Here is a 17,232-nt window from a genome sequence, read left to right as displayed (position 1 = left end):
CGCAGACTCAAGCCCTAGGCAGCCCTGGCGGCGGCGCGCTCAGTGCCAGATTGCAGTTCATGGTGAACCGATAACTGGGAAGGTCCATTGAGGGTTATCTCGTCAAGCCGCACATGCGGCGGCCGAATGATAATGGCAAGTCAGGTGCAGGTCAGCCTCACACGGATCGTTTCAGACGGTTCCTACAACTTCGGGTTTTGCCCAAAAACGCCACCTGGGCACATCGTCATGCCTTCCCGGCGCCAGCGGTGTAGAATCGGGCTATTCATCGCCAGTCATCCCCCGGCGGGTTTATGAGCTCTGGCCAAGCACGCGGCGATCCCGCGCGGTCTTCGGCCCCATCCGTGCCAGTGGCAACCGGCCTGCGGTACAGAGGACAAGAGAAGCTCACTCCCCTTTCTGTGACCTGATTAAGCCGCCAGGAGTGTTTCATGCCTGATTATCGTTCCAAGACTTCCACCCACGGCCGCAACATGGCAGGTGCACGCGCCCTGTGGCGTGCCACCGGCATGAAGGACGAAGACTTCAAGAAGCCGATCATCGCCATCGCCAACTCCTTCACCCAGTTCGTGCCGGGCCATGTGCACCTCAAGGACCTGGGCCAGTTGGTCGCTCGCGAGATCGAGCGCGCCGGTGGCGTGGCCAAGGAATTCAACACCATCGCGGTCGATGACGGCATCGCCATGGGCCACGACGGCATGCTGTACTCGCTGCCCAGCCGTGAAATCATCGCCGACGCGGTGGAGTACATGGTCAACGCGCACTGTGCCGATGCCATCGTCTGCATCTCCAACTGCGACAAGATCACCCCCGGCATGCTGATGGCCGCCTTGCGCCTGAACATTCCGGTGATCTTCGTCTCCGGCGGCCCGATGGAAGCTGGCAAGACCAAGCTGGCCAGCCATGGCCTGGACCTGGTCGATGCCATGGTCATCGCCGCCGACAGCACGGCCTCCGACGAAAAGGTCGCCGAATACGAGCGTAGCGCCTGTCCTACCTGCGGCTCGTGCTCGGGCATGTTCACCGCCAACTCGATGAACTGCCTGACCGAGGCGTTGGGCCTGGCCCTGCCGGGCAACGGCTCCACCCTGGCTACCCATTCGGACCGCGAGCAATTGTTCCTGACCGCCGGCCGCACCATCGTCGAGCTGTGCAAGCGTTACTACGGCGAGAACGACGCATCGGTCCTGCCGCGCAGCATCGCCAACTTCAAGGCGTTCGAGAACGCCATGATGCTGGACATCGCCATGGGTGGCTCGACCAATACCATCCTGCACCTGCTGGCGGCGGCGCAGGAAGGCGAAGTGGCGTTCGACCTGCGCGACATCGATCGCCTGTCGCGCAAGGTGCCGCAACTGTGCAAGGTGGCGCCCAACATCCAGAAGTACCACATGGAGGACGTGCACCGCGCTGGCGGTATCTTCAGCATCCTGGGTTCGCTGGCCCGTGGCGGCCTGCTGCACACCGACCTGCCTACCGTGCACAGCCGCAGCATGGAAGAAGCCATCGCCAAGTGGGACATCACCCAGACCGACGACGAAGCAGTCCACACCTTCTTCAAGGCGGGCCCGGCCGGCATCCCGACCCAGACCGCGTTCAGCCAGTCGACGCGTTGGGAAACCCTGGATGACGACCGCGAGAACGGCTGCATCCGCAGCTTCGAGCACGCGTATTCACAAGAGGGTGGCCTGGCCGTGCTGTACGGCAACATCGCCCTGGACGGCTGCGTGGTGAAAACCGCCGGTGTCGACGAATCGATCCACGTGTTCGAAGGCACGGCCAAGATCTTCGAAAGCCAGGATAGCGCCGTGCGTGGCATCCTCGCCGACGAAGTAAAAGCCGGCGACATCGTGATCATCCGCTACGAAGGCCCGAAAGGTGGCCCGGGCATGCAGGAAATGCTCTATCCCACGTCGTACCTCAAGTCCAAGGGCCTGGGCAAAGCGTGCGCCCTGCTCACCGACGGCCGCTTCTCGGGGGGCACCTCGGGCCTGTCCATTGGCCATGCCTCGCCGGAAGCCGCCGCAGGCGGCGCCATCGGCCTGGTACGCGACGGCGACAAGGTCCTGATCGATATACCCAACCGCTCGATCAACCTGCTGGTCAGCGATGACGAGCTGGTCGAGCGCCGCGCCGAGCAGGACAAGAAGGGCTGGAAACCGGCTGAAGTACGCCCGCGCAAGGTGACGACAGCCTTGAAGGCCTACGCCCTGCTGGCGACCAGTGCCGACAAAGGTGCCGTGCGCAACAAGGCGATGCTCGAAGGGCTGTGATACCCGTCCAGCTGTACAAGAACCGGCGCCTTGAGCGCCGGTTTTTTTTGCCGAAACGGCGATGGGGCTTATACAGCATGGAACCACGGCCTGCCTCATTGAATCTGTTCAGGCGTCACGATCACCCAGTTCTTGTCCGCCGTCACCGGCAACCCTTCCTTGGCCTGGGCAGCTGCCTGGCTGGCGATCATCCCCTCGAGCTGCTCCATGTACTTGGGCTTGCGGTTTATCCACAGGTGGATACCGCCCTTGCCTACATCCACGCCATGAAACTGCATGTAGCCATCACTGGTCGGGGTATCGCCGCCCACCAGCACGGGCTTTTTCCATTCATCAATGTAGGTCAGGATCGCCGCTTGCTTGCCCGCCATCCACGTGGCTGGTGTCCACAGGTAAGGGGTCAGTTCAAGCCCTTCGTTAGCCTTGGCATCGTAGTGCCCAGCGCTGATCTGCTTGCGTGCCGTTGTCAATTGTCCCGTGGCGCGATCCTTGAGCAACAGGCTGACTCCAATCACGTTCTGCGGTTTCACGTTGTAGCCGTACTTGGGGTCGGAGGCGACCATGCGCACCAGCTCTTCGGAAGCGGCTGATACCACGTAGACCTCGATGCCGTTCTCCATCAACTTGTTGTACAGCTCGGCCTGGCCCTTGAAGACCTTGGGCGGCTGCACTTCGATGGCCTTGACCTGACCCCCTTCGTAATAGGTGCTGGGCACAGGCTTGCCAGACGCCATGAGTTCATCCACCTGTACTTTCAGTTCCTTGAGGGTGAAGCCGGAAAACACTTGCGCCACCCAGGGGTAGCAGACCATGTCGTCGATCTCGCACAGTCGGTAGTAGTAGCTGAACAGGCTCTCCTTGTGCTCGGCGCTGTCCTTGAAGGGTATGAGTTTCAGCGAAGGGTCCAGCTTGTCGCGGCTCAGCAGCCCTTTGTTCTCCATGAAGGGCAGCAAGGCCTCTTCCAGGTCATAGCGATAGCTGGTGTTGTCCATGTCGAACACCGCGTAGTTACCTTTGTGGGCATTGGCGGTGATCATGCGGTCGAGCTGTTTGGCGGCTTCAGATGGCCAATGATCAAGCTCGGTAGCGAAGGTTTTCAGGCTCAACAGCAGGGATAGGCCAATGGCAGCGGTTTTGAGCGCAACGTTCATGTACGAATCTCCTGAGACGACTGACAGACGCTAGTCGAGTGAGACCCGTCGGTCACGCTCGATTGCGACCTTTATGCCCCCGTAAACGCCGTGTTCATTGCAATCCGCGACGTCTCGATATTCCATTTACGACTATACAAATTCCATTTGGGTATAAATTCCTTTGTTTTCAGGCTGTTAGCATTTCCACTCGCAATCGCACATAGAGGCGGCGACTCATCCTCTCGTTTCCGGAGCTTTAATGAACCTGCCACTGCTGCTTAACCTGCTGGCGTTCCTGGCCTTGTTGCTGGGGCTGGCGCAGACCCGTCATACCGATTGGAGCCTGGCCAAGAAAGTGCTGCTGGGCCTGGCACTGGGCGTGGGCTTCGGCCTGGTACTGCACACGATCTATGGCGCAGGGCACCCCGTGCTCAAGACCACCATCACCTGGCTGGACCTGGTCGGCAACGGCTACGTAGGCCTGTTGCAGATGATCGTCATGCCGCTGATTTTCGCCTCCATCCTCAGTGCCGTGGCGCGTCTTCACAATGCTTCTTCCCTGGGGCGTATCAGCGTCCTGAGCATCGGCACGCTGCTGCTGACCACGGCGATCGCTGCCCTGATCGGCATCCTGCTGACCAACCTCTTTGGCCTCAGTGCCGAAGGCTTGGTGGCAGGCGCCCAGGAGAGCGCACGCATGCAGGTGATCCACAGCGACTATGCAGGCAAGGTCGCCGACCTCAACATCCCGCAACTGCTGCTCTCGTTCATCCCCAGCAACCCGGTCGGCGACCTGGCGCGGGCCAAGCCGACATCGATCATCAGCGTGGTCATCTTTGCCGTTTTCGTCGGCCTGGCCGCCTTGCAGTTGATCAGGGACGACGCCGAGAAGGGTCAGCGTGCACTGTCGGCCATCGATACCCTGCAAGCCTGGGTAATGCGTCTGGTGCGCGTGGTCATGAAACTCACCCCTTACGGCGTGCTGGCGTTGATGACCAAGGTGGTGGCCAGCTCGAACATGGAAGACATCCTCAAGCTGGGCAGCTTCGTGGTCGTGTCCTACCTGGGCCTGGCGCTGATGTTCGTGGTTCACGCGCTCATCCTGGCGGCAATCGGGGTCAGCCCGCTGCGCTTCTTCCGCAAGGTGTGGCCGGTGCTGACCTTCGCCTTCACCAGCCGTTCGAGCGCTGCCAGTATCCCGCTGAACATCGAGGCCCAGACGCGCCGGCTGGGCGTGCCGCAGTCGATCGCCAGCTTCAGCGCCTCGTTCGGGACCACCATCGGCCAGAATGGCTGTGCCGGGCTCTACCCTGCCATGCTGGCAGTGATGGTCGCGCCAGCGGTTGGCATCGATACCTTCGACCCGCTGTGGATCGCCACCTTGGTGGCCATCGTCACGCTCAGTTCAGCCGGGGTGGCCGGGGTTGGCGGCGGCGCCACCTTCGCCGCGCTGATCGTGCTGCCGGCCATGGGCTTGCCGGTGGAGCTGGTGGCACTGCTGATTTCGGTAGAGCCGTTGATCGACATGGGCCGTACGGCGTTGAACGTGAACGGTTCGATGACGGCAGGCGTGGTAACCAGCCAGCTGCTCAAGGAAACCGACAAGCAGGTACTGGCCGATGATGAACACGCAGAATTGAGCCATACCTGAGTGCAGATGGGGCCGCACAGCGCGGCTCCCTTCCTGGCGCAACAGGCGTTCAGGCCTTGTCCCACACCTCGAAGTGATACAGCGGCTTGCCTTCCTCAGCCTGCGCGTGGCTGGACGTGAGCGTCCACTGCTTGCGATCGAAATCCGGGAACCAGGCATCGCCCAGCGGCGACAGCTCGACCCGCGTCACGTACAGGCGGCTGACGAGCCCTTGCTCCAGCGCCTGCCCGTAGAGCTGCGCACCACCGATCAGCATCAGTTCGTCGACACCTTGCTCGCGCGCCCACTGATCGGCCCGCACCAGCGCCTCTTCCAGTGAAGCGAAAACCTCGGCACCGGCCAGTTCCAGCCCGGGCTGCCTGCTGACCACGATGTTCAACCGCCCAGGCAGCGGCCTTCCCAGCGAGTCCCAGGTCTTGCGGCCCATGATGATGGGCTTGCCCAAGGTGGTGGCCTTGAAGTACTTGAAGTCCCCCGGCAAATGCCAGGGCATGGAATTGTCGATGCCTATCACGCGGTTTTCGGCGCAGGCCACGATCAGGCTCAGGGGCAGTAATGTGTTCATGCCAGCGAGAATAGCACCGCACGGGTGAGTTATGCTGCTGCCACGACCTGTGCAATGGAAGACCCTGTGACTGCACCTTCTTTGCTGGACAAGCGCTGGCTCACCGAGGCGATACGCCTGCGCGAGGAACATGCCGGCCCCCTCGAGGATCAGGAAGCCAACCGCCGTGCTCGCCAGCAAGGCGGCAGCCTGGCCTTGCGCATCGAGACCCGTGCGCTGCTGTTGGCCGAACGCGACGGCATGACCGCCGCGTTGTGGCGCTGGAAGCAAGGGGCGCGCCTGGCGCTGTTGGCGATGCTGGTGATGGCGGTGCTCAGTGGCGGGGGCCTGGCGTTGGCCGCCCTGGGTGACGGGCAGCGGCCGGTGAATGTCTTCTGGGCGCTGGGCAGCCTGCTGGGGCTGAACCTGGTCATGCTGCTGGGCTGGCTGATCGGCTTGTTCCTGAGCGGTGAGCACGGCGCGCTGCTGGGGCGGCTTTGGCTGTGGTTGAGCGAACGCTTGGCCCGCGACGCCCGTGCCGCCCACCTGGCGCCGGCCTTGCTAGTGCTGCTGGGACGCCAACGCCTGGGCCGTTGGTTGCTGGGTTTGCTGGTCCACAGCCTGTGGCTGGTGGCCATGCTGAGCGCGGTAGGTGTGCTGCTGACATTGCTGGCCACCCGGCGCTATGGCTTCGTCTGGGAAACCACGTTGTTGGCGGCCGAACCCTTCATCGCCATGACCCAGGCCCTGGGCGCCCTGCCCGCGCTGCTGGGCTTTGCGGTGCCTGACCCGGCCATGATCCGTGCCAGCGGCGACACCGCGCCGGCCCTGGCCATGACGCGCCAGGCATGGGCCAGCTGGCTGCTGGGCGTGGTGTTGGTCTATGGCGTGCTGCCGCGCCTGCTCTTGGCCGGCGTGTGCCTGTGGCGCTGGCGGCAAGGGCGCGAACATTTGGCGCTGGACACGAACCTGCCAGGCTACATGCCGCTGCGCGACAGGCTGATGCCCAACAGCGAGCGCCTGGGCGTCCAAGACGATGCACCCGACACACTGCCGCAGTTCAAGGCCGAGCCGTCACTCATCGAAAATGCCGGCGCACTGCTGGTTGGCGTCGAGCTGGACGATCAGCGTCCCTGGCCGCCGTCATTGCCCGCCAACGTCGCCGATGCCGGCGTACTGGACAGCCGGGAGTCGCGGCATCGTCTGCTCGAACAACTGGGGCGTTTTCCACCCGCACGCCTGGCCATTGCCCTTGACCCTGAGCGCTCGCCGGATCGCGGCAGCCTGGCCTTGCTCGCCGAGCTGGCGCGCAATGCCGGAAGTACGCGCATCTGGCTGTTGCCTGCCGCCGCTGATCAGCCTCGCGATGAGCGGCGCCTGAATGACTGGCGTGAAGCCCTGGATCGCCTGGGGCTTCCCTATGCCGACACCCTACCGCTGGCCTGGTTGGAGCACGCTCATGACTGAGCCCTTGAAGCTGGCCGTGGTAGGCCACACCAACGTGGGCAAGACCTCGCTGCTACGCACCCTCACGCGCGACGTCGGTTTCGGGGAGGTCTCGCATCGTCCCAGCACCACACGCCATGTGGAAGGCGCTCGCTTGTCCGTGGACGGGCAGCCTCTGCTGGAGCTCTACGACACACCGGGACTGGAAGACGCAATTGCCCTGCTCGACTACCTCGAACGCCTTGAGCGCCCTGGCGAGCGCCTGGATGGCCCGGCGCGGCTGGAGCGGTTTCTTCAGGGCAGCGAGGCCCGCCAGCGCTTCGAGCAGGAGGCCAAGGTGCTGCGCCAGCTGCTGGCCAGCGACGCCGGGCTCTATGTCATCGACGCCCGCGAGCCGGTGCTGGCCAAGTACCGTGACGAACTCGACGTGCTGGCAAGCTGCGGCAAGCCACTTCTACCGGTGCTCAACTTCGTTTCCAGCCATCCGCATCGCGAACCGCAGTGGCGTGAAGCACTTGCCCGGCTTGGGCTTCATGCATTGGTGAAATTCGACAGCGTGGCCCCGCCAGAAGATGGCGAGCGCCGCCTGTACGAGAGCCTAGCCCTGCTGCTGGAGGAGGCGCGCCCCAGCTTGCAGCGCCTGATCGACGATCAGCAGGCCCAACGGGTAGCTCGTCAGCAAGGCGGCAAGCGTCTGATCGCCGAATTGCTGCTGGACTGCGCCGCTTGTCGGCGCAGCGTGGAAGGTGAACCGTCTGCCCAGGCACAGGCCATCGAGGCGCTTCACCAGGCCGTGCGCCAGCGTGAACAGCGCTGCGTGGAGGCCCTGCTCAAGCTCTATGCGTTCCGGCGCGACGATGCGCACGCCAGTGACCTGCCGTTGCTGGACGGGCGCTGGGGAGACGATCTGTTCAATCCTGAGACCCTGAAGCAGCTTGGGGTGCGGGTAGGCGGCGGAGTGGCGGCAGGCGCGGCGGCCGGTGCCGGGGTGGACCTGCTGGCAGGTGGGCTGACCCTGGGGGTCGCCGCATTGGCCGGGGCCATCGCCGGCGGTGCCCTGCAGACGGCTCGCGGCTATGGCGCGCGCCTGATGGGCAAGCTCAAGGGCAAACGCGAGCTCACCGTCGACGATACCGTCCTGCGCTTGCTGGCCCTGCGTCAGCAACAACTGATGGTGGCACTGGACCACCGTGGGCACGCCGCTCAGGACAGTATTCGCCTGGGCCAGCTGGATGAAAAGACCTGGCGTCAGGGCAAGCTGCCCGAACCGCTGGTGCGGGCTCGCGCGCATCCACAATGGTCCACGCTCAATCCCGGTGCTAAACCGAACCAGGCCCAGCGCCAGGAGCAGCTCGAATCGCTGGTGCAGCAGCTCTAGGCCTGGCCTTTGAGTCGGCGGTCACTTGCGCAACAAGCGCAGGCCGTTGAACACCACCAGCAGGCTAACGCCCATGTCGGCGAATACGGCCATCCACATGGTGGCCAGCCCGGCGAACGTTATGCCCAGGAAGATCGCCTTGATCGCCAAGGCCAGCACGATGTTTTGCTTGAGGATCGCTGCGGTATGCCGCGACAGCCTGATGAACGCAGGGATCTTGCGCAAGTCGTCGTCCATCAGCGCCACATCGGCCGTTTCGATGGCGGTATCGGTGCCAGCTGCCGCCATGGCGAAGCCGATTTCGGCCCGGGCCAGCGCTGGTGCGTCGTTGATGCCGTCCCCGACCATGCCAACGCGATGACCTTGGTCGTACAGCGCCTGGATACTACTGAGCTTGTCGGCTGGCAGAAGGTTACCTTCGGCCCGATCAATGCCTACTGTACGCGCGATAGCCGCAGCGGTGTGCGGGTTGTCGCCGGTCAGCATGGCCGTCTGGATGCCCAGCGCATGAAGCTCGGCAATGGCTTGCCGGCTGCTTTCCTTGACGGTATCGGCCACTGCAAACAATGCCAGGGGGCCTGATGCGTTGAGCAGCAACACCACTGTCTTGCCCTGCTGTTCCAAGGCATCCAGCTGGGCCTCCAGTTCTGGTGAACACAATCCCAGCTCCTCGACCAGACGATGGTTGCCCAGATGCAACACCTCACCCTCAAGGTTGCCACGCACGCCACGGCCCGCCAGCGCGGTGAAATCCCGGACCTCAAGGTGGGGCAGGTCGTTGTCCTGGCCGAACTGGGCTATCGCTCGGGACACGGGGTGATCGGAGCGTGCACCCAGGCTCGATGCCAGGGCCTGCGCACGATGCTCGAACGCCGGTTGCAGGGCTTTGAAGTCTGTCTGGACCGGCTTGCCGTGGGTGATCGTGCCGGTCTTGTCCAGGGCCAGGAAGTCCAGGTGGCGCCCGCCCTCGAGGTACACCCCGCCCTTGATCAGGATGCCTTTGCGCGCTGCCGCCGCCAGGCCACTGACGATGGTGACGGGGGTCGAGATCACCAGTGCACAGGGGCATGCCACTACCAGCAGCACAAGCGCGCGATACACCCAGTCGAACCACGTGCCGTTCAGCAGGAGCGGCGGGATGATCGCCACGGCCAACGCCAGGGCCAGCACTGCCGGCGTATAGATCCGCGAAAACCGGTCGACGAAGCGCTGGGTTGGCGCCCGCGCCCCTTGCGCCTGCTCGACGGCCTTGATGATGCGCGCCAGCGTGGACTGACCAGCTACTGCGGTGGCTTGGATTTCCAGTGCGCCTGCCTGGTTGATGGTACCGGCGAAGACCTTGTCGCCCTGGACCTTCTCCACCGGCAGGCTTTCACCCGTGATCGGTGACTGATCGACGCTGGACTGCCCGCTGATCACTTGGCCATCGAGCCCGATCCGCTCGCCTGGCCGTACTCGCATCGTTGCGCCGACAGCGACTTCACGCACGTCCACTTCGCGCCACTGGCCATCGGCCTGTTGCACGGTTGCCATGTCCGGCGCCAGCTGCATGAGCCCGCCAATGGCATTGCGTGCACGGTCCAGCGAGCGGGCCTCGATCAGTTCGGCCACGGTAAAGAGCACCATCACCATGGCTGCTTCCGGCCATTGGCCGATCAGCAGCGCACCGGTGACCGCGATGCTCATCAGGGCATTGATGTTGAGGTTTCGGTTTTTTAGCGCGATCCAGCCTTTCTTGTAGGTACCCAGACCACAACCCAGGATCGCCGCCAGTGCCAGCGCGGCCACCACCCACTGCGGTGCGAGCTGGGCGAAGTGCACGACTTCGGCGCCCAGGGCTGCCAGACCGGACAGCGCAAGTGGCCACCAAGCCTGTCTGGGCGGCGGCGCTGGCGCGGCAGCGCTATCGGCATCCCCCACGAGCGGCTCGGCTTTCATCCCCAGGCTGTCGATGGCCCGTTCGATGTCGGACGTGCCATCGAGCGTGTGCCTGACCCCAAGAACGCGGCTGATGAGGTTGAACTCCAGGGCCTCGATGCCGGCCATCTTACCCAGCTTGTCCTGGATCAGCGTCTGCTCGGTCGGGCAATCCATGGCTTCGATCCGAAAACGGCTGAGCAGAGCCTGCTTGCTGGGCCGGGACGTCAACTGCACATGAGCAGGCGCCGCCTGCGTGCTGCAACAGGCATGACCCTGATCGCCATGGCCCACGCCGTCATGGGCATGGTCATGATTGTGCTCATGATGATGCGAGTGTTCGGGGCTGACAGACTTGTTCATGGGTCATCCTTATTGAGCCTGTTGCCAAGTGAACACCCTGTAGCCACTATAGGGTCAAGCGAATGCCTGGAGTTTCCAACATGAAGATCGGCGACCTTGCCAAGGCGACGGACTGCGCTGTCGAGACCATTCGTTATTACGAACGCGAGAAGCTTCTGCCAGAGCCTGCGCGCAGCGAGGGCAACTACCGGATGTATACGCAAGCGCATGTCGAGCGCCTGACATTCATCCGCAACTGCCGCACGCTGGACATGACGCTGGATGAAATCCGCAGCCTGCTGCAGCTGCGTGACAGCCCCCAGGCCTCGTGCGGCAGCGTGAATGCCTTGATCGACGAGCATATCGAGCACGTCCAGGCCCGGCTCGATGGATTGGTGGCGTTACAGGCGCAACTGATGGATTTGCGAAGACGGTGTAGCGAAGAAGGCGCGCAATGCGCGATTTTGCAGCAGCTGGAAACCAACGGCGCGGTGACGGTGCCGGATATCGAGCATTCACATGTTGGACGTAGCCATGGGCATTAGTGGGCGTGACCAGCCTGTCGGTCACCCTGCCAGAACCACTGTCTTGCGCCGCATCTGAAGGCTAGCGAATTTCGGGGCGGCCTTGCCGGGGCGCCGGCAAGACCGCTCCCGGGATCGTTCACCGGGGGTATGAAGGCGCCACCTTCAAACCGCCATCGGAGCCGTCATCGGGGCATGATGTTCATACCCTTCGAGCCAGAAATCACTCGGCTCGATCTGTTCAAGCCACTGCGGCTCGTACTTGCCCGTCTCGGCGAACGCCGGCACCCGATCGCTGATCACCAGCTTCGGCGCTTCCAGCGGCTCGCGCTTGAGCTGCTCGTTGAGCATGTCCAGATGGTTCTCGTACACATGGGCATCGCCGATGAAATAGGTGAACCAGCGCGGGGTATAGCCGGTCAGCCGACCGAACAGCGCCAGCAATGCCGCCCCTTCGGTGAGGTTGAATGGCGTACCCAGGCCAAGATCGTTGGAACGGATATAAAGCGTCAGCGAGAGCTCGCGCGTTGTCACGTTGGGGTGGAACTGGTACAGCAGATGGCAAGGCGGCAAGGCCATTTCATCGAGCTGGGCGCAGTTCCAGCCATGGAACAGGATGCGCCGGCTGCCAGGGTCGTTTGCGATGGTGTCCAGGCACTGACGGACCTGATCGATGGCTTTGTACAGGATGACAAACGCCACGCCATCCTCTTCATCCTCGGCAATCTGACGGAACCCGGCCTTCTCCGCCATCTCGATCGCGGCTCGATTGCTCAGGGGGATGCGCTTGTAGCCCGGCCACTGCCGCCACTGGACCCCGTAGATCTCGCCCAGGTCGTCATGGCCCTGGCGGAACGGGTTGGCCAACCACTGGGCGTTTTCGTTGGCGTTCTGGTCCCAGACCTTGCAACCCAACTCACGGAATTGGCCTGCATTGCGAACCCCGCGCAGGAAACCTACCATTTCGCCGATCGCCGACTTGAACGCCAGCTTGCGCGTGGTGATGGCGGGGAACCCCTTCTGCAGGTCGAAGCGCAGCATCGCCCCTGGCAGGCTGATGGTGCGGATGCCGGTACGGTTTTCCTGCAACGTGCCGTTTTCGATAACGTCGCGGACCAGGTCCAGATACTGTTTCATGGCTTACCTGTAGCTAGACGGCAGGGGGATCGCCCCTGCCGGGAGAGTGATCAGGCGGGTGTCGCCGTAGGCTTGCGATTATAAGCCCACCAGATGAGCGCAAGGCCAGCCACGATCATGGGGATGCACAGAATCTGACCCATGGTCAGCCATCCCCAGGCCAGGTAACCGAGCTGGGCATCCGGAACTCTCACGAACTCGACGATGAAACGGAAAATACCGTAGAACAACGCGAACATTCCGGAAACGGCCATGGTGGGCCGAGGTTTGCGCGAGTACAGCCAGAGAATCACGAACAGCGCCACGCCTTCGAGGGCGAACTGATACAGCTGCGAAGGGTGGCGCGGCAACTGGGCCGGGTCGCTGAACGGTGGGAAGACCATCGCCCATGGCACATCGGTCGGCTTGCCCCACAGCTCGGCATTGATGAAATTGCCGATACGCCCGGCACCCAGGCCGATCGGCACCAGCGGGGCGACGAAGTCCATGAGTTCGAAGAACGACTTGTTGTGGCGCTTGCCGAACCACAATGCAGCGAGCATCACGCCAATGAAACCGCCGTGGAACGACATGCCGCCTTTCCAGACCTCGAAGATCAGCGTCGGGTTGGCCAGGTACGCGTGCAGGTCGTAGAACAGCACATAGCCCAGCCGCCCTCCCACGATCACCCCCATCGACAGCCAGAAGACCAGGTCGGAGAGCTTTTCGCGGCTCCAGGTAGGGTCGAACCGGTTGAGGCGGCGGGTGGCCAGCAACCAGGCCCCGCCAATGCCGATCAGGTACATCAGGCCGTACCAATGGATTTTCAGCGGTCCGATGGCCAGTGCCACGGGGTCTATCTGCGGGTAAGGCAGCATTTAACATCCTCTCGATTCAAATCAGAAAGCTCAGGCCTACACAGAACAACAGGGCCGCAAACAGGCGCTTCAACAGGCGCGGTGACAGTCTGTGAGCCAACCGCGCCCCGTAACGTGCGAAAAACATGCTGGTCACGGCGATGCCGACCATCGCCGGCAGGTAGACGTAACCCACGCTGTGCGGCGGCAATTGAGGTTCATGCCAGCCCAGCACCATGAACCCCACTGCACTGGCGATCGCAATGGGCAGGCCACACGCTGACGACGTTGCCACGGCCTGCTGCATGGGCAGGCTGCGCCAGGTCAGGAAGGGCACGGTCAGCGAGCCGCCGCCGATGCCAAAAATGGCCGAGGCCCAGCCGATCACGCCCCCCGCTGCCACCCGTGCAGCCTTGCCGGGCACACCGCGGCTGGCCTTGGGCTTGAGGTCCAGTGCCATCTGCGCGGCAATCACCAAGGCAAAGACGCCGATGATCTTCTGCAGCATGGGCCCCTGGATCAGCGACGCCGTCTTGGCCCCGACACCGGCACCCAGCAGGATCCCCAGGGTCATCCAGGCAAAGATCGGCCATTGCACCGCGCCTTTGCGGTGATGCTCGAGCACGGCGTTGATGGAGGTGAAGACGATGGAGGCCAGGGAGGTGCCTACCGCAAGGTGCGTCAACACCGAAGCGTCAAAGCCCTGCAACGTGAAGCTGACCACGAGCACAGGCACGATGATGATGCCCCCGCCCACGCCAAACAGGCCAGCCAGCACCCCCGCACATGCACCCAAGACCAGATAGAGCACGAATTCCATTCGGCTTCCCCGAGAAATCAATCCGGCATGGTAACGGAAGCTGGGTTCGCGGCTCTAGTGAAGTCTGTGTCAGGTTGGATCTGCCGCGCTGCCTGGGTACAGTGGAAGAAAACACAGGACCGGAAAAATGTGCCTGATCGTGTTCGCCTGGCGGCCAGGGCATGCCCTGCCGTTGATCGTGGCAGCCAACCGTGATGAATTCTATGCCCGCCCTACCCTGGCGTTGGCACCGTGGGAAGACGCACCGCAGGTGTACGCGGGCAGAGACCTGGAGGCTGGCGGGACTTGGCTGGGAGTCGGCCCACAGGGAAGGTTCGCCGCGTTGACCAATATCCGGGACCCCAGACAGCCACTGGGATCGCATTCGCGTGGCGAGTTGGTGGCCGCTTTTCTGAAGGGTGAGCAAACCGTAGAAACTTATCTGAATCAGGTGGCAAGCCGAGCCGACCAGTATTCAGGCTTCAACCTGCTCATTGGCGATCACCATGCTCTGGGGTACGTCAATGCCAGGGAAGCAGTGCCACGTCTGCTTGAGGCGGGCGTGTACGGGCTTTCCAATGCGCAGCTTGATACCCCGTGGCCGAAGCTGGTCAAGGCGCGCAGCCGCCTGGCGGAGTTGTTGGAAAAACCAGCCCCTGACCGACTATTGGGACTGTTGGCAGATGACGAGCCTGTGGTCGACGCCCTGTTGCCGGAAACAGGCGTGGGCCTGGCCACCGAGAAACTGTTGTCGAGCGCGTTCATCGCCAGTCAGCACTACGGCACACGCGCCAGTACCGTGCTGATTGTCGATAATCAAGGCCAAAGGCAGTTCATCGAACGCAGCTTCGGCCCGTTCGGATCCCTTCTCGGGGAGGTGAAACTCTCGGTTTGATCACCCAGGCCGACCTTGTATGCAGGTCAACTCACTAGGCGCCGGTACACATGGCGCTCAGAGCGGCTTGTTGGCCCCGGGCCCGATCATTCGTGCAAGCCCCAGGTTCTTCAGCGCCAGCTGCAGCGAGCTGTGGATGACCTGCGGGTTGTCATGGCTCAGCGCCTCTTGCAGCAGCTCTTTAGCCTTGCTCATGTTCACCTGGCGCAGCATCCACTTCACCTTCGGCAGGTTGGTGGCGTTCATCGACAGGCTGTCGAAGCCCATGGCCATGAGCAGGATGGCAGCTGCCGGGTCGCCCGCCATTTCGCCGCAGATACTTACCGGTTTGCCTTCGGCATGAGCATCGCGGACCACGGTGTTGACCGCCTGCAGCACGGCTGGATGCAGGTAATCGTAGAGGTCGGCTACCCGAGGATTGTTACGGTCCACAGCCAGCAGGTACTGGGTCAGGTCATTGGACCCCACTGACAGGAAGTCCACCTGTCGCGCCAGTTCACGGGTCTGGTACACCGCGGCCGGGATTTCCACCATCACGCCCACCGGCGGCATCGGTACATCGGTGCCTTCGTCGCGCACCTCGCCCCAGGCACGGTGAATCAGGTGCAGCGCTTCCTCGAGTTCTTGAACGCCGGAAATCATCGGCAGCAGAATCCGCAGGTTGTTCAAGCCTTCGCTGGCCTTGAGCATGGCCCGCGTCTGCACCAGGAAAATCTCGGGATGATCGAGCGTGACGCGAATGCCACGCCAGCCCAGGAAGGGGTTTTCTTCCTTGATCGGAAAGTAGGACAGCGCCTTGTCGCCGCCGATGTCCAGTGTGCGCATGGTCACGGGCAGTGGATGGAAAGCCGCCAGCTGTTCGCGGTAAATCGCCAACTGCTCTTTTTCGCTGGGGAAGCGCTGGTTGATCATGAACGGCACTTCGGTGCGGTACAGGCCTACCCCTTCGGCGCCACGCTGCTGGGCGCGAGCGACATCGGCCAGTAGGCCGGTATTGACCCACAGCGGCATGCGGTGGCCGTCAGGGGTCACGCAGGGCAGCTCGCGCAAGGCGTCCAGGCCCTGTGCCAGCTGGCGCTCTTCCTCGACCACGTCGCTGTACTGTTTGCGCAGCACATCGCTTGGGTTGGTAAAGACCTCCCCTTTGTAGCCATCGACGATCAGCTCGATGCCATCGACCTTCGAATAAGGCAGGTCGACCAGGCCCATCACGGTCGGAATACCCATGGCGCGGGCCAGAATGGCCACGTGCGAGTTGCCCGAGCCCAATACCGAGACCAGGCCCACCAGCTTGCCTTCGGGCACTTCGCCCAGCATGGCCGGGGTCAGCTCTTCGCTGACCAGAATGGTGTTGTCGGCATACACCAGCGACTGCGAGCGGGCCTGTTGCAGGTAGGCGAGCAAGCGTCGGCCCAGGTCCTTGACGTCGGAGGCCCGCTCGCGCAGGTAATCGTCGTCCATCAGTTCGAAGCGGTTGACGTGCTCGCCCACCACCTGGCGCAGGGCGCCCTGCGCCCATTGGCCGGTCTTGATGACCTCCCGCACCTCGCCGCCCAGGGCAGCGTCCTCGAGCATCATCAGGTAGACATCGAACAACGCCCGCTCTTCGGGGCGCAGTTGGGTGGCCAGCTTGGCCGACAGCTTGCGCATGTCGGCGCGCACACCTTCGAGGGCCGCATGGAACAGGTGCAGTTCGGCGTCGATGTCCTCGACCGTCTTGTCCGGGACCACTTCCAGGTCGGCCGGTGGCAGCATCACCACCGCCCGCCCTACGGCAGCACCAGGCGAGCCAGGCACACCAACGAACCGCGCCTCCTGAATACCCTTGCCCTGGCGACCCAGGCCGCGAATCGAGCCAGTGGCCTCGGCATGGGCGATCACCCCCGCCAATTGCGCACTCATGGTCACCAGGAAGGCCTCTTCGCCTTCGTCGAACTGGCGACGCTCGCGCTGCTGAATGACCAGGACCCCCACCACGCGGCGGTGGTGGATGATCGGGGCGCCCAGGAAGGAAGCGAAGCGTTCCTCGCCGGTCTCGGCGAAGTACCTGTAGCGCGGGTGTGCGGCGGCATCTTCGAGGTTCAGGGGTTCTTCGCGGGTGCCCACCAGCCCGACCAGGCCTTCGTTGGGGGCCATGCTGACCTTGCCGATCGAACGCTTGTTCAGCCCCTCGGTGGCCATCAATACGAACCGGTTGGTTTCCGGGTCCAGCAGGTAGACCGAACAGACCTGGCTGGCCATGGCCTCTTTGACACGCAAGACAATGATCCCCAACGCCGACTTGAGATCTTTGGCGGAGTTTACTTCCTGGACGATCTTGCGCAGCGTATTGAGCATGGCTCGGGGTCGAACTCCGT

At 63.1% G+C, this 17,232-nt stretch carries 13 protein-coding genes; 6 read left to right on the top strand and 7 right to left on the bottom strand.

All coding sequences use genetic code 11. From position 1 onward, the window contains the following. Positions 1–431 precede the first annotated feature (431 nt). Positions 432–2,273, top strand: a complete 1,842-nt coding sequence (ilvD, locus tag FH041_RS18570) for a dihydroxy-acid dehydratase (RefSeq protein ID WP_140174927.1) — start codon at positions 432–434, stop codon at positions 2,271–2,273. 95 nt (positions 2,274–2,368) lie between these two features. On the opposite strand, the gene FH041_RS18565 is transcribed toward ilvD, so the two are convergent. After that, positions 2,369–3,424: a haloacid dehalogenase-like hydrolase gene (locus FH041_RS18565; protein WP_132578131.1), complete on the bottom strand. Its 1,056-nt coding sequence runs from the start codon at positions 3,422–3,424 to the stop codon at positions 2,369–2,371. 241 nt (positions 3,425–3,665) lie between these two features. Here FH041_RS18565 and FH041_RS18560 point away from each other — a divergent pair, with 241 nt between their 5' ends. After that, positions 3,666–5,057 (top strand): L-cystine transporter, encoded by a 1,392-nt coding sequence (locus tag FH041_RS18560; RefSeq protein WP_023532302.1) that lies wholly within the window; start codon positions 3,666–3,668, stop codon positions 5,055–5,057. Positions 5,058–5,106: 49 nt separating this feature from the next. Here the strand turns inward: FH041_RS18560 and FH041_RS18555 are convergent, their stop codons facing one another. After that, positions 5,107–5,622, bottom strand: a complete 516-nt coding sequence (locus tag FH041_RS18555) for a dihydrofolate reductase (protein WP_104926611.1) — start codon at positions 5,620–5,622, stop codon at positions 5,107–5,109. Between the two features lie 54 nt (positions 5,623–5,676). Here FH041_RS18555 and FH041_RS18550 point away from each other — a divergent pair, with 54 nt between their 5' ends. Both FH041_RS18550 and FH041_RS18545 read left to right on the top strand, forming a co-directional pair. Next, positions 5,677–7,068 carry a DUF2868 domain-containing protein gene (locus tag FH041_RS18550; RefSeq protein WP_049695311.1) on the top strand — a complete coding sequence of 464 codons (1,392 nt, stop codon included), beginning with the start codon at positions 5,677–5,679 and terminating at the stop codon, positions 7,066–7,068. Continuing rightward, positions 7,061–8,425, top strand: a complete 1,365-nt coding sequence (locus FH041_RS18545; protein ID WP_028686706.1) for a GTPase/DUF3482 domain-containing protein — start codon at positions 7,061–7,063, stop codon at positions 8,423–8,425. Before FH041_RS18550 ends, FH041_RS18545 begins: the two co-directional genes overlap by 8 nt. A gap of 21 nt (positions 8,426–8,446) precedes the next feature. Here FH041_RS18545 and FH041_RS18540 read toward each other — a convergent pair whose 3' ends face one another. After that, positions 8,447–10,705: a heavy metal translocating P-type ATPase gene (locus tag FH041_RS18540; protein ID WP_028686707.1), complete on the bottom strand. Its 2,259-nt coding sequence runs from the start codon at positions 10,703–10,705 to the stop codon at positions 8,447–8,449. 80 nt (positions 10,706–10,785) lie between these two features. Between FH041_RS18540 and cadR the strand changes: the two genes are divergently transcribed. Continuing rightward, positions 10,786–11,229: a Cd(II)/Pb(II)-responsive transcriptional regulator gene (cadR, locus tag FH041_RS18535; protein ID WP_027913469.1), complete on the top strand. Its 444-nt coding sequence runs from the start codon at positions 10,786–10,788 to the stop codon at positions 11,227–11,229. A 144-nt stretch (positions 11,230–11,373) separates the two neighbouring features. Here the strand turns inward: cadR and FH041_RS18530 are convergent, their stop codons facing one another. The 3 genes from FH041_RS18530 to FH041_RS18520 are packed head-to-tail and all read right to left on the bottom strand — an operon-like array spanning position 11,374 to position 14,001. After that, on the bottom strand, positions 11,374–12,345 hold the full coding sequence (locus tag FH041_RS18530; RefSeq protein ID WP_132578129.1) for a thymidylate synthase: 972 nt from the start codon (positions 12,343–12,345) through the stop codon (positions 11,374–11,376). A gap of 50 nt (positions 12,346–12,395) precedes the next feature. Beyond that, a complete protein-coding gene (gene lgt, locus FH041_RS18525; protein WP_027913467.1) occupies positions 12,396–13,202 on the bottom strand; it encodes a prolipoprotein diacylglyceryl transferase in 807 nt (268 codons plus the stop codon). Positions 13,203–13,218: 16 nt separating this feature from the next. Further along, entirely contained in the window at positions 13,219–14,001 is a 783-nt protein-coding gene (locus FH041_RS18520) for a sulfite exporter TauE/SafE family protein (protein WP_028686735.1), read from the bottom strand. A 127-nt stretch (positions 14,002–14,128) separates the two neighbouring features. On the opposite strand from FH041_RS18520, the gene FH041_RS18515 reads away from it, so the two are divergent. Beyond that, the gene (locus tag FH041_RS18515; RefSeq protein WP_059183552.1) at positions 14,129–14,875 is read left to right on the top strand and encodes an NRDE family protein; all 747 of its coding nucleotides are present in this window, start codon (positions 14,129–14,131) and stop codon (positions 14,873–14,875) included. A 57-nt stretch (positions 14,876–14,932) separates the two neighbouring features. Here the strand turns inward: FH041_RS18515 and ptsP are convergent, their stop codons facing one another. Next, on the bottom strand, positions 14,933–17,212 hold the full coding sequence (gene ptsP / locus FH041_RS18510; RefSeq protein ID WP_027913464.1) for a phosphoenolpyruvate--protein phosphotransferase: 2,280 nt from the start codon (positions 17,210–17,212) through the stop codon (positions 14,933–14,935). Positions 17,213–17,232 lie beyond the last annotated feature (20 nt).

This window comes from Pseudomonas sp. SWI7 (assembly GCF_006351945.1).
Lineage (GTDB): Bacteria > Pseudomonadota > Gammaproteobacteria > Pseudomonadales > Pseudomonadaceae > Aquipseudomonas > Aquipseudomonas fulva.
The sequence above is the reverse complement of the archived record's forward strand: the minus strand, read 5'-3'. Positions and strand labels throughout refer to the sequence as shown.